Below are 14,329 nucleotides of genomic sequence, written 5' to 3'. Positions count from 1 at the left end.
CATGAAAAATCGGACGACATGGTTACTAGGTATTTTGATTCTATCATTCCTTCCCGGATTGTCAGTTGCGCAGCAGGTACCTCTTTCAGTGGGTTTTGGGATTCAGGATATCACGCCTGACCCGGCCGTTAAAAATTGGGTAACGGGTAAACCCTATAGTAAGGTTAATGATCCGCTGCATACGCGGGTTCTGGTGATCAGTGATGGATTTGTAAAAAGCGCGATCGTAAGCCTGGACCTGGTTGATGCCGGCGAGTCTGCTACGGATGAAATCCGGAAAGCGGTCGGGAAAGAACTTGGCATAGTGTCAAATCATATCATCGTGACTGCCACCCATAACCACTCTGCTCCCTGGGCACCGGCCTATAAAAGCGGGTACAGGGGTAAGGAAGCGGATACGTGGTGGGCAATCCGGTATATGTCGGCGCAGAACGATTTTCCGCCTTTTAAACGCTGGATGGATAAGCTGCTGAAAAATGTAGTTGCCGCTGCCAAAGATGCGAACCAGAATCTTCAACCTGCCACGGTCTGGATCGGGAAGGCAGATATTTCTGCATTTGCCAACAACCGGCGACCTGTAAAACCGCAATGGGGCGTTGTGAAGGACAGTGCTCCCAAAGGATATAACTACAAACATCCGGCCTATAACCCCGATGTGATCACCGAAGGAAGCAATTACGGCCCCATGGACCGGACGATGAGTATCGTTTCATTCCGGAATGCCAGCGGTCAGAACATCGCTTCGATGATCCATATGTCTGTGCATTCCGTTTCCATTTATCCTTATTCAGACGAAATATCTGCGGACTGGCCAGCGGAGGCCATTAAACAGGCTGAAAAACAGCTCGGCGGTCATGCGCTCGTTCTGCAGGGAACGGCCGGCGACATTAATCCCTGGCGTCGCGGCAGGGACGCTGTGAATGAAATGGGCCTGGGCGTGGCGGGCAGGGCAAAAGGAGCATTTGACCTGAGTGTGCAGCTCGCCACGGATTCCATTCGCGTGAAAAAAGTACCGGCTGCTCTTCCTCTGGATGAAGCCGGACAAAAACGGACCGGGCTCGAACTGGTCGCGGCGGAAGTACAGGTACTTTCTACCGGGCCGCTGGCCATTGTTACCTTGCCCGGAGAGCCTTTGACAGACATGGGAATCGCCATCCGAAAGCGGTCGCCATTCCCGCACACATTAGTACTGGGTTATTCCAATGGCAACGGTGTGCATTATGTGGCGCCTCCCGGCGAAAAAGCCAAAGGCGGTTATGAAATGGGGGGAGGGACCGTAGGAACAGACGATGCGGGACTTATCCTGATTGAAACAGCGGTGAGGCTGCTGCACGAAACGGTCAGACTTCCTAAATGACAAATACCATGAACGTTTTTTTATCCTATTTCAAAAAACAATCGGTTTTACTGCTCGGTTGCTGCTTACTTTTGAGCAGCCCGCTTTTTGCGCAAAACAAACAGGATATTTTGACCTATACCGACAAAAACGGCAGGGAGAAAGTCATCAAAGGCGCCAAAGACCTGGCGTACAAAAGGGCGGAGATTCAAGCAAGAATAATTTTGGTAACCGGCCCGATGTCCCCTGTTACAAACCTTCCGACGCCAAAAGCCATTTTCCTGGACTCGATAAGCAATCCTGTTTTTACCAGATATTCCATCCACCTCGAATCCTTTCCGGGTGAGATCGTCCCCGTGCTTATGTATGTTCCCAAAAAAAACCGCGCGGGCGGTAAGGCACCGGCGGTTCTGGCATTGCACGGTACCGGCGCGAAAGGCAAGTTCCTGACTGACAGCTCTGACGCAGGCCCCAACCGGGCCACAGCGACCGAGCTGGCGTATCGGGGTTATATCGTGGTCGCGCCAGATTACCCGAGTTTTGGGGAATTGACGGATCACGATTTTTCCAAAGACAGGTTTGAATCCGGCATGATGCAATCGGTTTTTAATAACATGCGTTGCGTGGATTACCTGCAGTCGCGGAAAGATGTGGACCCGGAGAAAATCGGGGTGATCGGCCATTCCCTAGGCGGACATACCGCTATGTTTCTCGGCGCATTCGACGAACGTATCAAGATCATCGTTTCGAGTTGCGGTTGGACGCAATTTGAAGATTATAATGCGGGCCAGAAGGTGACCGAGCAATATGGCGGAAAGCTGGGTCCCTGGGCACAACAGCGATATATGCCGCTGGTACGCGAGAAATTCGGCCTGGATCCAGCCAGAATGCCTTTTAATTTTGACGAGATAATCGCCACGTTCGCGCCCCGTTATTTCTTTTCCAATTCGCCGGTAAACGATGCCAATTTCAACCCGGACGGTGTGAAAAAAGGAGAAAAAAGCGCGCGGAAGGTTTTTGATGCACTCGGAGCAGGAGACCGGCTGGAAGTGCATTATCCCGAGGCGGAACACGATTTTCCGACAGCCGTCCGGCAAAAAGCCTACGAGCGGATGGATGAGGTATTAAAAGGGAAAAAGCATTAAGATACTTTGCTGAACCATTTGGTAAACCACGGTACCAGCGCCAGTTCGGCAATAATATGCTGCTCATAAGGATCATTTTTCAGATTGAAAAGCTCTTCCTTTAATGCCGAAACCGATTGGAGGTTAGGTCATCTTGAATATTTTCCCTGCTATGTTTACCATAAGAGCTTTATTCGAATTGGCAGCAATAGTTGCACCATCCGATCCCGCAAGCAGGGTCCAGCCATTTCTCCTCTCATCATAACAATAAATAATACCAACTGTATTGGTAAGCCTGGATCTATTGCCGATGTAAGGACTGCCGACCAAGGAATCGAGGCAATTCGTGCGATAGACGCAGGTGGATTGATGTATTTTCCAAGCTTGTCAAACCAAGCCGTAACGTCGTCGACATGCCCTTCCAGTCCAAGTTTCAGCAATGAATTGTATGAGGGGGGCTGCGTACTTTGGGCCGGTCCAAACTTTCTGAATGTTTCAGCGAGGAAGGTGTCCTCGCCAGTGCCCATTTGTAAATACTTCTGCCCAAGTAAAAGGACAGTTGGGTTGTGTATTAAAGTTTTAATTATTTCCTGACTAAGCATCGACTGCTACTTGGGTTTGCCATAGACGTGGAACATCCCACTCTAGGCAATAAAAATAGAAAAAATAAGGCATAACCGTCTTTGTTGTAATAGGATGTGATCCCCCCGCTTTCAAATAGCGGGTTGGCTTTCTCAAAATCACAGTTTAGCGTTGTTAAAACATCATGTTAGACGGTTAGAACTGCATACGGTAACTGTCGAGTACCTAAGCGAGCATGTGCATCGTTGCTTTCGAAGGGGCTTCGATGCTTTCGGTTGGTTCCGTTTTGTCAATGTTTAGAAACTGAGAAATTCTCTCGCATGTTACGTAGTGCGCCGCTGTGCCGTGGTATAATCGAGAAAAGTCTTCCCAATTATGTAAAAGGAAAGAGAACAAGATCGTGGCTATTTCGTCCGTTGCGCATCGAATGGCAATGACGCAATCGGAAATCGCATAGCCGGTTCCTGCCGGCACTTGACAGATCTTACCCTTGTCCGGCTTCCCAACGCGAGGTACCAAAACTGCCGGCCCTTGAATCGTCGAAGTTTTATAATTAACTCGATGCTCTAAGCCTTCAATAGCATTTCCTTGTAGGTTGGTAGTATGGACGAGTGGTACGCTCCCAGGGTACTCTTTGGCAAGATACATACTCACCTTACCTCTAATAACAGTAAGTTCGTCGATTCCAAATGAAGAGCGCTCGACGCTTTGTTTCCGTAAGGGTTTATCTTTGTCATTTAGAGATACCATTACGATGTTGGGGGTACATCCCTTGAATGATGCCGTACTGGTTTCCTCTAGGATGGTTAAGTTGTACTTTTCTTCAAGTGCCTGCCATATCCTTTTATCCTTTTGAGAATAAGCAACACTTAAGGGCAAAATCGCATAGATTGCGCCAGTCTTATTGTAAGCATCCGATGAACCACATATTTCTTAACTAAAATGCGATTTTTACTTTTGACTGAAAAAAGCACCGAGAATGGATAAGTCAGAAGAAATGTTCAAGTTAGTAAGGGAGTGGCGCAAAAGTGGCATAAATCAAAGTGAATTCTGCAAGCCTCATGGCATTACGGTAGCCAAGTTTGGTTATTGGGTGGGAAAAGAAAATTTAAGCCGCGCAGGGGATCGCCGAAAAGTCGGCGGCTTTATTGAGCTATCAGGCCAACAGCCCGCACCAAGTGAATCCTATCAGGTCATCTACCCCAACGGTGTGAAAGTGAATTATCAAGGGAGTGACCTGGCTACACTTTCACAGCTGATCAAGCTCTATTGATGTTTGGTCTCAGCTCGTCTCACCGATATTTTCTTTACCAGGGACACTGTGATATGCGTAAAGGATTTGATAGATTGTGTGGGCTGGTAAATTCTGAGCTGGGCAGAGTGGCTACCAGCGGAGAGGTTTTTATCTTTCTTAACCGAGCTCGTACGCATGTGAAAATGCTGCATTGGGAACCAGGGGGCTTTGTTTTATACTACAAGAGACTTGAAAGCGGCACCTTTCCATTGCCCCAAAAAATAATGTCCAACGATATTTCATGGGCGGACCTGGTGCTGATGATTGAAGGTATCCAGATTTTGAAAAGCAGGCGACGGAAACGTTTTACTTTGTAACAATAAGCCGCTTCTTTGGCTGCATTGGCTGTTTTTGTGTATATTTAAAGTATGCAAACCGCTGCTCTTGACTCACTTTCCAGGGAAGAATTAATCGATCTTTTGACCAAAGAGCGGGATATTGTTAGCCAGCAAGACGGAGAGATAACCTATCTCAGATCGCAGTTGGAAATGTACAAGCGGATGCAGTTGGGACAGAAGCGCGAACGCTTCGAAGGCGACCCTGCCCAGATTGCCCTCCCTTTTGAAGCTCCCACCGGGCAAACCATTGCGCAAGAGGAAACGCTGATAGAAAAAATCAGCTACGTCCGCAGCAGGCCCAATCACAAAGGGCGTGCAGCCCTTCCATCACACTTGCCGGTTGAAGAGATTAAAATTTACCCTGCTGGTGATCTTTCAGAGATAAAGTCTTCTAGCGGCGTGCGCTCGGATTTTGACACCTTTCTGTATAAGGACAATAAATTGACTAACATAAATTTGCAGCAGGCTTTTCAGTGAACTCCTACCTACGCTTGAAATCACTGTTTGATGAAGAGCGCAGCAATCTCTAAAGAAAACATGCATTTTCAAAAATAAAGCGGCTGGTGTTTGTCCAGCCGCTTATACTTTAGGCAACTATGTGCCTCAGCTTCCCCGAATTGGTAAACAGTTTCTGTTTTACCAGCGCCATATGGTCACTGATCCGTTGTTTCCTGACCCGCGCATAGCGCTGGGTTGTCCGGATATTGCGATGGCCAAGCATTTTGCCGACGTCTTCCAGTGGCACACCGTTATTGAGCATCATGTCCGCAAACGTATGGCGCGCAAGGTGTGTATTCAGTGGCCTTTTGATGCCGCAGATCACTGCAAGCTCTTTCAGGTAGACATTGTACCGGAAATTGCTATTAACGGGGATCAGGCGGTTATTGATTTTGCAATACGGATGGCTTTTGTATTTATCAATCAGCTCCTGCACAACCGGTAGGATCGGCACCATTTCTGTCACCTCGGTCTTACCCCTGTCTTTGATCAACCACTTTTCACCCGATCTGCCAACCTTCACAATATTCTCAGGCGAAAGATTGTACATGTCCTGATATGCAAAGCCTGTAAAGCATTGGAAAATGAAGGCGTCGCGCACTTCTCCGATCCGGTCGATGTCGATCTGCTTCTTGTGAATGGCCTCCACTTCAAATAGCTCCAAAGGCATTACTTCTTTATTGCCGCCCGAGCAAACAAACCCTTCCAGTGGATTGGTCGTAATAACTTTCTTCTTAACACCTATTTTGACAATCTGCCTTGTCCATTTGAGCAGCTTTTTGGCAGTGACCTCTGAAAGCGGCTCATCCAGGTGAAGGGTCAGGTAGTCGTAAAACTCTTCGGCAAAGCACTGATCAATTTCAGTCATTTCGATGTCCTTGCGCTGATAACGGAAACGGATGAATGCTTCTACCTTGCGCTTAGTGGATCGCCAGTGCCGGAGCGTGCCTTCCGACCGGATCCCTTTCTTGGCCTTTTTTTCGAAAAGTGCAATGAATTCATCGAAGGCATCCAGTAGCGTTTGGTTTTGCCTGCCCGCCTTTTCTTGCTTTGATCTGGCATGCGACAATGGCAAGCCCAGGTAGGCATTTTTCAGCATCACGGGCGTCACATGGTTAAACTGGGATTGCAGCACAAAGAAATGCTTTTCGATCTCAGCCTGTGCCTGGACGATTTTCAGGTTGATCATCTTTGCTTCCGCGGTGGTCGCGGTCACCTGCTTGGCATCGCTGTTCCAGAAGTCAGGATGGATCTTTTTGCCAAGAGAAATGTCAGTGTCGGTGCCGTCGATGGTAATCCTGACATAGATGGGTGCTTTTCCGTCTTTGGAGGCTTTGCCCCGGTACAGCCAGAATAGCAATGACAGATTTTGTTTGAACTTCATGCTCGCACATTTTAAGGTTGGTAATTGTGTCCGTGGAGAACCTTAAATCAAAACCGCCTCAATCAAAAATCTGATTCGGTCACCTAATTTACCGAATCCAATAGGTGACCGAATAGGTGACCGAATGGATTGGTTCACTATGATTCAGACTGACCTGCCTTTTTGTAAAATGTGCTGATTATCAATGCATTTTAAACAAAAAAGGCACACTTTCGTGTACCTTCTGTGATCCCGCTGGGATTCGAACCCAGGACCCATACATTAAAAGTGTATTGCTCTACCAGCTGAGCTACGGAATCTTTTTTCCGATCTGCGTTTCTGAAAACTTTTGCTTTCCTTGACAGCCCGTTGTCTTCACATTTGCTTAACAACCGGTGTCGTTGTGGGCATTTTTTGTTTTCCGTTTCGCCGTATCGTGGTGCAAAAGTACAATTGGGATTTTATCAAACAAATTTTGAGGATACTATTTTTGAGCCGAAAATGAAGGAAATTCCGCAATTCGCTGGGATTAAGAAATTTAAAAGTCTAAAAAAATTTAAATTTTTTTGAAATAATGAATTCGTAATATGACCTGATGGGTGTGGGAAACGAAGGGGCCTCACCCATCACGGAAGTTTCATCTGGAAAAGAAGATGGAATTGTCCCGACTCCGCTTATCAAGCCCGGTTAACCGGTTATGATTGCTTTTCGCCCGGATTTGAAGCTACTGCCTTCAGCGTATTTTTTTGGGCGATTTTTAATGCATCATTCACCCACAATCATCATCCGGCGTATGGGAAGAGGCGAACATCTGGTAAAAAAGGACGGCCGAAGGCCGGTAAAAGGAGAGTTCAGGAAGTTTTTCGAGCGGGAATTTGACTGGATTGCACTATTGCTGATCACCCTGATCATCCTGATGAGCCTCGTGTTTTTTTGATGATCAGCACAGCAGATAACCACTATGAAGACTTTTCTCACTTATCTTACTTTCTGCATATTGTTGATATTGTGCTATGTAGAGAAAGAGAGTGCCCGGATGTCTCGGGTCCGGAATCGTATGGAGCCGGAGCGTCGGACCAGCGCCGGATCAGTTGCCACGGATCAGAAAGTAGTGCCGTATGTAGTAAGTGCTTCAAACCCGGATATACCTGCCAGGCGCTTCGATGAACGCGTTATTGCCGGCGGTTCGTCCGAGTAAGAAGGCCGGTACATGTACTTACAAATTATTATCGGCCCAATCCCGCGATCATCCATGCGCCTCATTGGCTTGTTGTTGTATATCCTTCTGCTTTCCCGGATAATTTGTGCGCAGATGCCTGTTCTGACGCTCGAACACCTCACTACCAAGGAGGGATTGCCTTCGAATGATATTTGGTGTCTCAATAAAGATCGCAAGGGATTTTTGTGGATCGGGACGGGCAGAAACCTTTGTCGTTACGACGGTTATTCGTTTCTCCGTTTGGATAGTCTGCAGTTGGGATATTGTTCCGGCGTTTCACCGGACTCGAAAGGGGATCTGTACACCTCGGTGGACACACGCGGAATTTGCCGAATCGACGCGAAAACAATGGAGGTGACCACCCTTGTTCACAATAACTACGACGATGAGGATACGGACAATGACCTGCATGAACAAGGTTTGGTAGACTCTTACGATCAGCTCTGGGTCTGCGACTACACTTCGGTGAAACGTTATGACATCGCCAAAAAAAAGCTGTTCAGATACAATTTTCCAGGTTCGAACGGCGATGTGTACCAGTACGCGAGCTTTTTTGAGGACCGGGAACGTGTACTCTGGATCGTTTCAGAATTGGGATTGTATTATTTCGACCGCCGGGGCGACAAGCTGGTTTGTGTGCTGGGGCAGGAGGCGATTCATCCAGAAAACCGGGTGAAGGTGCGGCTCAGTAGGGCTTCGCAGGACCTCGCAGGCAATTTGTGGATTGGTAGCTACGAGTATGGTTTGATAAGGTATTCCCCTAAAAACCATAGTTTTACCATTCGTAAAGCTGGTTTCGAACACAACGATGTGATTTGTGCGACGGAATGCCGTGATGAAAACGGGAACAGATTGTTGTTCGTCGGTACGAACGACGGTATCAGCGCCTTTTATCCGGAAAGCAATCGCTTGTACCACCTTCCCGAATTTTACAATAGCGGTATCCGCATCAAGAATATGTTTGATGACCAAACCAATGGAATCCTCTGGGTCGGGACCAGCGCGGGGGTGTACAAGTACCGCTACCGGAACGTCGGGATCAGGACCGTTGCGATCCCGGCTGATGCGGTGCGGCTACCTGTCCTGGTAACCAGCATCGCGCCTGCGGAAAAAGGAAGTTATTGGTTGGGTCTTTCCCATTCAGGGGCTTTGCATTGGGAGCCGTCCGCAAATCGTTTCAAATTGTTCAGACACCCGCAAGAGGATGCGTATATCGATAAAGTCAGGCTGATCGGCAACACGCCTTTCGTTTTTACAGACAAAGGCATCTTTACCCGCAACGGAACAAGCGATGACTTTTCGCTTTGGCCTCCGGGAAAGAAACTGTTCCGAAATACCGATTTCCGGGATGGCCTGCTCGACAGGAAAGGCAGGCTTTGGATCGCCAGCCTCAACGAAGGCCTGAAAGCAATGGATTCGAAGACCGGCCGGGAGCTGCACCTCTGGCCGGCCGCGCAGGGGCGTAAATTGGTAAATCAAAGCTACATCAAGGGTATTCGCGAGGCTCCTGATGGTAAAATGTGGATTGCAACCTGTTCAGGCGGATTATATTTCTTCGATGAAAAAGCAGGCAAGTTCATCAACCTCGAAGAGCTTGCAGGAAACAAAGGAAAGCGGCTCGGTGGCGATTGCATCAATGCTATACAGATTGCCGCAGATGGGTCGATCCTGGTTGCAAGCTGGGGTGGTGTTTCGAAAGTAGCATCGGATGGGTTGATTATCGATTCGTTCGATTTTAACTCGGCTGCGCTAAAAGATACCTACTGCGCCAACATCGCCGAGACGCCCGACGGCAAGATCTGGTTCAGTACCAATGAAGGCATTCATATCGCCGATCCGAAGACACGGTCGATACGTTACCTCACCACCATTGAAGGCCTGCGGAGCAATGCACCGGTCGGGTTTTACTACCAAACTTCAGGACAGTTGTTGCTGGGGCATATCAATGCGCTGAATATACTTGATATGGGCTTGTTACGGGGACGGGTAACACCGCCGGAAATTACATTGGCGTCAATAGAAGTAAAAGGGAAAAAAATATTTCCGGACACGGAAAAGGAGATCATATTGCAGCCGGATGAAAATTCGGTCAATTTTGCATTCACGACTTTGAATTTTGAGCCGGCATCACAGAATATATATAGCTATCAGCTGGAAGGGAATGAACCGGGCTGGGTGAGTATGAACAATGACCATACTGTTTCATTTTCCAACCTGCCCGCACGATCCTATACGTTGCGGGTGAGAAGCAGCAACAGCTCCGGCATTCAAAGTCAACGTCCCCTGGTAATCAGGCTGACAATCAAGCCCTATTTCACCAATACCTGGTTTTTTCGCATATTGATTGGCTTGTCCATTGCCGCACTCATCGTCGCTATGATGCGGTGGCGGGTCAATACCCTGGATGAGCGGAACCGGCTGGATCTTCAGATTACCGAGTGGAAACTGAAAGCCTTACAGTCACAGATGAACCCGCATTTCCTTTTCAATTCGCTCAATTCGGTCCAGAACTACCTGCTCACCAACCGGGGCATCGAGGGGGCCAAGTATCTGTCTAAATTTTCCAAACTCGTTCGGACGATCATGGAAAATTCTAATCACCAATATCTGTCATTTGAAAAGATCATCGATACGTTGCGGATGTATGTCGAAATTGAATCATTCCGGTTTAATCACGAGTTTGCCTACACCTTCGATATCGAGGAAAATGACATCTTGCTGGATGCATTGTTGCCGCCCATGCTGCTGCAACCTTACGTGGAGAATGCAATATGGCACGGCCTTATGCCGAGGGAAGGGGAGAAGAAGCTGACGATAACGGCACGGCTCATTCATAAACACATCGTCTGCACGATCCAGGATAATGGCGTAGGCCGTGATTTTGCGCCGCGTACCGAAGGGCATATTTCGCGTGGACAGGAGATGACGAGGGGGATTTTCGAAGCTTTGCGGCAGAAGGACAGCGAGGCACGGATTGAGATGATTGACCTTTTTGATGCTGAAAACCGACCGGCTGGCACGCTGGTGAAAATGATCATACCGATTGAAAATGTTTAGCGAATGAACCAGTCACTGAGAGCCGTCATCATCGATGATGAAACAAATGCGCGGGAAGCATTAGCCAACCTGATCAGGATCGTAAGCCCGGAGGTTGCAATTTGCGGAGAGGCGAGGAATGCCGACACAGGCATTGAACTGATCCGGAAAGAACGCCCCAACCTTATTTTCCTCGACATACAGATGCCTGGAAAGACCGGTTTCGATATGCTTTCCGGTTTCGGGAAGGTAGACTTTGGGGTGATATTTACGACTGCCTATCAGGAATATGCGATCCGTGCTTTTCGGTTTAGCGCCATCGATTACCTGCTCAAACCGATCGACCCCGACGAGTTGCAGGCGGCGGTGGGGAAATTCAAGACCAAGGCGGGCAGCGTTAATCCCGAACAGTTGCAGATTTTGCAGGAACAGCTCGACCCGGGCAGAATGCCCCGTCTCGTCGAACGGAAAAGGAATGATAACCAACGCATTGCACTGCCTACTGCGGAGGGAATTCATTTTGTACAGATGACGGATATCGTTCAATGCGAGTCGCTCGGTTCCTATACTAAATTTCATCTCGTGAAAGGCCCGGCGATCGTGGTCTCACGCCTCCTGAAAGAATATGAAGAAATCCTGGATAATTACTACTTCTTCCGCGTCCATCAATCCAATATCGTCAATCTCGAGCACATCAAAAGATATGTCAAAGGAGATGGCGGGCAGGTCTGGATGAGCGACAATACGGAGATCGAGGTTTCACGCCGTCGAAAGGATGAATTTCTGGCGCTGCTGTCAGATTTCTATGTCAATTCCGGTAAGCTGAAATAATGTTGAACTACTTCATTGCCCTGGTTGGCCCGTCCTGCCATTTTTTTCTGTTTGATTTTTATTGTTTAGATTTAGTTTAAATAATACTTTTGCGCGAAATCCATTCGTGCGTTATGACAAAAAAATTATTTCTACTCACATTATTCTTGCATTTATCGGCGCGGGTAGCCGTGGCACAGACCGGGGCAATCAGCGGGTCCGTACAGACTTCCGACGGACAGCCAGCCGAATTCGTAACCGTCAACATCAAGGGCACCGCCAAGGGGGCTTTGAGCGATAAAAACGGGAATTTTCAGATTAAAAACATCCAGCCAGGCTTGCATAGGCTTATCGCGTCCTTTGTTGGCCTCGAACGCCAGGAGCAAACAGTGGAAGTCGTTTCAGGTGCAACGGCGACGGCAGCGTTTGTCCTGAAGGAGAATGCGGCACAGTTGCAGGAAGTGATTGTTTCGGCGCGAAATCTCAACAAGGAGAATATGATCGTCGCAAAAATCCCGCTGAAAAAGCTCGAAAACCCGCAGGTATACAATACGGTTTCGTCGGAAATCATGAAACAGCAGGGCATTACCAATTATGATGACGCACTGCGCAATGTACCGGGCATTTCGCGCACCTGGGAGTCGACGGGTAGGGCAGGAGATGGGGCCTCCTATTTCGCGTTACGGGGTTTCGACGCGCAGCCGACGCTCTATAATGGCTTGCCGGGCATTACGAGCGGAAATCTCGATCCTGCCAACGTGGAGGAGATCCAGGTGATCAAAGGGCCGTCCAGCACGCTTTTTGGCGGCGCTTTTTATAGCTATGGTGGGATGATCAACACCATTACCAAAAAGCCCTACCATGAATTTGGCGGCGAGATTGGCTATAATGCGGGTAGCTTTGGGCTGAATCGCGTTACTGCCGATATCAATACGCCGCTGAGCAAAACAGAGAAAATTGCATTGCGCGTGAACACGGCATATCATTCTGAGAACAGCTTTCAGGATGCCGGTTTCAAAAAATCATTTTTCATCGCGCCTTCGCTGGTGTATGATGCGAATGACAGGCTTTCCTTTCATTTTCTGGCCGAAATCCTGGAAGAAGAACGCGCGGTAGCACCGGTGTTCTTCCATTCCGACCGGTTGAGCCCTTTGGATTTTAAAAATCTGGGCGAACTGAACCTCAATCCGCGCCTTTCATTTACCTCCAACGACCTTACAATCAAAAACCCGCGTTTCAATTTGCAGGGCCAAATGGTGTACAAACTGTCGGATCAATGGACTTCGCAAACGGTTTTTTCGAGAGGGACGGTGCGATCTAACGGTATTTATACTTACATCTGGGATGACGTGTCCGGTGACAACTGGTTCAGCCAGTATTTTCACAAGGAGCAGCAGACTACCTATACCACGGATATTCAGCAGAATTTCAATGGCGATTTCAAAATCGGCAATATGAGAAACCGGCTGCTTGTCGGAGTGGATTATTTCAGAAGAAACGTTATTGACAACGGCTCTGGCTGGGCTTCCGCACGAAATGTCACACCGCAGGGCGATGTGAACTACGTCGACCCTTACTCAGGCGACACACTGGCGCCGGTATACATGACCCAGGCATCCGTGGACAACCTGCTCGCGGGCCTGGAAGGGAGCGCGAGCAACATCACCAACAGCTCGTTCGGTGCCTATGCTTCTAATGTGCTGAACATCACCCCGAAACTGAGTGCGATGATCAGTTTGCGTGCGGATTATTTTGATTCCAAAGGAGAAAGAAGTACAGCGGAAGACGACTATGACCAATGGGCACTGTCCCCGAAATTCGGGATTGTTTATCAGCCGGTACTCGATAAGGTGTCGCTCTTTGCCAACTATATGAACGCGTTTATTAATGTGGCACCGCGACAGATCACCGATGTGGACGGTACCAATCCGCGTGTCAAGACGTTCAGGCCCGAACATGCCGACCAATGGGAGTACGGGATCAAAACCAACCTGCTCTCGGATAAACTTTCAGCTACCCTGTCAATCTACGATATTAAAGTTTCCGATCGCGTAATGCCTAATCCCGCGAACATCCGTGATTTCACGCAGGGCGGAAAGGTAGGCAGCAAAGGTTTTGAGATCGACCTGGTAGCAAGTCCGGTCAGCGGCCTGAACCTCATCGCAGGTTACAGCCACAACAGTACGAAGGTAATTTCGGGTGACAAGGAAGATTTTTACAGTGAACCAGGTCGCGCACCCGGTGGGCAGGGCCCTCAGGATCTGGTCAATTTCTGGGCAACTTACCGCATCGGCAGGGGAGCGCTGAAAAACATTGGTTTCGGCTTAGGAGGAAATTACGCCGGGGAATACAAAGTAATCGATAACAGCAAAACCGGAGAATTTTTCCTGCCCAGCTACACCTTGCTGAACGCGAGTATTTCCTATAATAGTAATCATTTCAGAATTTCTCTCAACGTCAATAATCTGACCGACAAGGAATACTATATCGGTTACTGGTCGGTGAACCCACAGAAGCCAAGAAACTCGACATTGAGTGTTGCCTATAAATTTTAAAGAGTAACCCCGTTACTCTGTTTGAAAAGCCGGAAACCGGAGGTCAGAGCCTGGTTTCCGGCTTTTTGCATGGGGGGCGGATATTTTCAAAAAAAATAGCCGGCAAGTGATAAGGTAAAAGGCATTGCAGTATAAACTACCAGAATGCCCCGGACAAAGTGGGTGTTCTGTTAG

General features: G+C 48.3%; 13 protein-coding genes and 1 tRNA gene. 10 read left to right on the top strand and 4 right to left on the bottom strand.

Features of this window, described 5'->3' with window-relative positions:
• The first annotated feature begins 1 nt into the window (after position 1).
• Together BP71_RS06215 and BP71_RS06210 are read left to right on the top strand one after the other, a co-directional pair.
• The gene (locus BP71_RS06215) at positions 2 to 1,357 is read left to right on the top strand and encodes a neutral/alkaline non-lysosomal ceramidase N-terminal domain-containing protein (protein WP_496377681.1); all 1,356 of its coding nucleotides are present in this window, start codon (positions 2 to 4) and stop codon (positions 1,355 to 1,357) included.
• An 8-nt stretch (positions 1,358 to 1,365) separates the two neighbouring features.
• A complete protein-coding gene (locus tag BP71_RS06210; protein WP_496377680.1) occupies positions 1,366 to 2,481 on the top strand; it encodes an alpha/beta hydrolase family protein in 1,116 nt (371 codons plus the stop codon).
• 155 nt (positions 2,482 to 2,636) lie between these two features.
• Here the strand turns inward: BP71_RS06210 and BP71_RS06205 are convergent, their stop codons facing one another.
• Entirely contained in the window at positions 2,637 to 3,062 is a 426-nt protein-coding gene (locus tag BP71_RS06205; RefSeq protein ID WP_496377679.1) for a hypothetical protein, read from the bottom strand.
• Between the two features lie 205 nt (positions 3,063 to 3,267).
• Positions 3,268 to 3,921, bottom strand: a complete 654-nt coding sequence (locus tag BP71_RS06200) for a hypothetical protein (RefSeq protein WP_496377678.1) — start codon at positions 3,919 to 3,921, stop codon at positions 3,268 to 3,270.
• Positions 3,922 to 4,021: 100 nt separating this feature from the next.
• Between BP71_RS06200 and tnpA the strand changes: the two genes are divergently transcribed.
• The 3 genes from tnpA to BP71_RS06185 are packed head-to-tail and all read left to right on the top strand — an operon-like array spanning position 4,022 to position 5,151.
• Positions 4,022 to 4,315 (top strand): IS66 family insertion sequence element accessory protein TnpA, encoded by a 294-nt coding sequence (gene tnpA, locus BP71_RS06195; RefSeq protein ID WP_496377677.1) that lies wholly within the window; start codon positions 4,022 to 4,024, stop codon positions 4,313 to 4,315.
• Positions 4,315 to 4,653, top strand: a complete 339-nt coding sequence (gene tnpB, locus BP71_RS06190) for an IS66 family insertion sequence element accessory protein TnpB (protein ID WP_496377753.1) — start codon at positions 4,315 to 4,317, stop codon at positions 4,651 to 4,653. Before tnpA ends, tnpB begins: the two co-directional genes overlap by 1 nt.
• Before the next feature lie 51 nt (positions 4,654 to 4,704).
• A complete protein-coding gene (locus BP71_RS06185; RefSeq protein WP_496377676.1) occupies positions 4,705 to 5,151 on the top strand; it encodes a transposase domain-containing protein in 447 nt (148 codons plus the stop codon).
• Positions 5,152 to 5,260: 109 nt separating this feature from the next.
• Here the strand turns inward: BP71_RS06185 and BP71_RS06180 are convergent, their stop codons facing one another.
• Both BP71_RS06180 and BP71_RS06175 read right to left on the bottom strand, forming a co-directional pair.
• The gene (locus tag BP71_RS06180) at positions 5,261 to 6,556 is read right to left on the bottom strand and encodes a site-specific integrase (RefSeq protein WP_496377675.1); all 1,296 of its coding nucleotides are present in this window, start codon (positions 6,554 to 6,556) and stop codon (positions 5,261 to 5,263) included.
• Positions 6,557 to 6,782: 226 nt separating this feature from the next.
• A tRNA-Lys gene (locus BP71_RS06175) sits at positions 6,783 to 6,855 on the bottom strand.
• A 473-nt stretch (positions 6,856 to 7,328) separates the two neighbouring features.
• Here BP71_RS06175 and BP71_RS06170 point away from each other — a divergent pair.
• The 5 genes from BP71_RS06170 (at position 7,329) to BP71_RS06150 (ending at position 14,155) form a co-directional block, all read left to right on the top strand.
• The gene (locus tag BP71_RS06170) at positions 7,329 to 7,472 is read left to right on the top strand and encodes a hypothetical protein (protein ID WP_496377674.1); all 144 of its coding nucleotides are present in this window, start codon (positions 7,329 to 7,331) and stop codon (positions 7,470 to 7,472) included.
• Between the two features lie 24 nt (positions 7,473 to 7,496).
• The gene (locus BP71_RS06165; RefSeq protein WP_496377673.1) at positions 7,497 to 7,733 is read left to right on the top strand and encodes a hypothetical protein; all 237 of its coding nucleotides are present in this window, start codon (positions 7,497 to 7,499) and stop codon (positions 7,731 to 7,733) included.
• 12 nt (positions 7,734 to 7,745) lie between these two features.
• Positions 7,746 to 10,811, top strand: a complete 3,066-nt coding sequence (locus BP71_RS06160; RefSeq protein WP_496377672.1) for a ligand-binding sensor domain-containing protein — start codon at positions 7,746 to 7,748, stop codon at positions 10,809 to 10,811.
• A 3-nt stretch (positions 10,812 to 10,814) separates the two neighbouring features.
• Positions 10,815 to 11,621 carry a LytR/AlgR family response regulator transcription factor gene (locus BP71_RS06155; RefSeq protein ID WP_496377671.1) on the top strand — a complete coding sequence of 269 codons (807 nt, stop codon included), beginning with the start codon at positions 10,815 to 10,817 and terminating at the stop codon, positions 11,619 to 11,621.
• A 113-nt stretch (positions 11,622 to 11,734) separates the two neighbouring features.
• A complete protein-coding gene (locus tag BP71_RS06150) occupies positions 11,735 to 14,155 on the top strand; it encodes a TonB-dependent siderophore receptor (RefSeq protein WP_496377670.1) in 2,421 nt (806 codons plus the stop codon).
• The last annotated feature ends 174 nt before the right edge of the window (positions 14,156 to 14,329 follow it).

The organism is Dyadobacter ginsengisoli DSM 21015, assembly GCF_059568735.1.
This window is presented reverse-complemented; position numbering and strand designations above follow the sequence as displayed.

What these genes read in the sequence shown, in the direction of transcription:
- BP71_RS06215 (WP_496377681.1), top strand. Translation starts at nt 2, where the DNA reads ATGAAAAATCGGACGACATGGTTACTAGGTATTTTGATTCTATCATTC.
- BP71_RS06210 (WP_496377680.1), top strand. Translation starts at nt 1,366, where the DNA reads ATGAACGTTTTTTTATCCTATTTCAAAAAACAATCGGTTTTACTGCTC.
- BP71_RS06205 (WP_496377679.1), bottom strand. Translation starts at nt 3,062, where the DNA reads ATGCTTAGTCAGGAAATAATTAAAACTTTAATACACAACCCAACTGTC.
- tnpA (WP_496377677.1), top strand. Translation starts at nt 4,022, where the DNA reads ATGGATAAGTCAGAAGAAATGTTCAAGTTAGTAAGGGAGTGGCGCAAA.
- tnpB (WP_496377753.1), top strand. Translation starts at nt 4,315, where the DNA reads ATGTTTGGTCTCAGCTCGTCTCACCGATATTTTCTTTACCAGGGACAC.
- BP71_RS06185 (WP_496377676.1), top strand. Translation starts at nt 4,705, where the DNA reads ATGCAAACCGCTGCTCTTGACTCACTTTCCAGGGAAGAATTAATCGAT.
- BP71_RS06180 (WP_496377675.1), bottom strand. Translation starts at nt 6,556, where the DNA reads ATGAAGTTCAAACAAAATCTGTCATTGCTATTCTGGCTGTACCGGGGC.
- BP71_RS06170 (WP_496377674.1), top strand. Translation starts at nt 7,329, where the DNA reads ATGGGAAGAGGCGAACATCTGGTAAAAAAGGACGGCCGAAGGCCGGTA.
- BP71_RS06165 (WP_496377673.1), top strand. Translation starts at nt 7,497, where the DNA reads ATGAAGACTTTTCTCACTTATCTTACTTTCTGCATATTGTTGATATTG.
- BP71_RS06160 (WP_496377672.1), top strand. Translation starts at nt 7,746, where the DNA reads ATGTACTTACAAATTATTATCGGCCCAATCCCGCGATCATCCATGCGC.
- BP71_RS06155 (WP_496377671.1), top strand. Translation starts at nt 10,815, where the DNA reads ATGAACCAGTCACTGAGAGCCGTCATCATCGATGATGAAACAAATGCG.
- BP71_RS06150 (WP_496377670.1), top strand. Translation starts at nt 11,735, where the DNA reads ATGACAAAAAAATTATTTCTACTCACATTATTCTTGCATTTATCGGCG.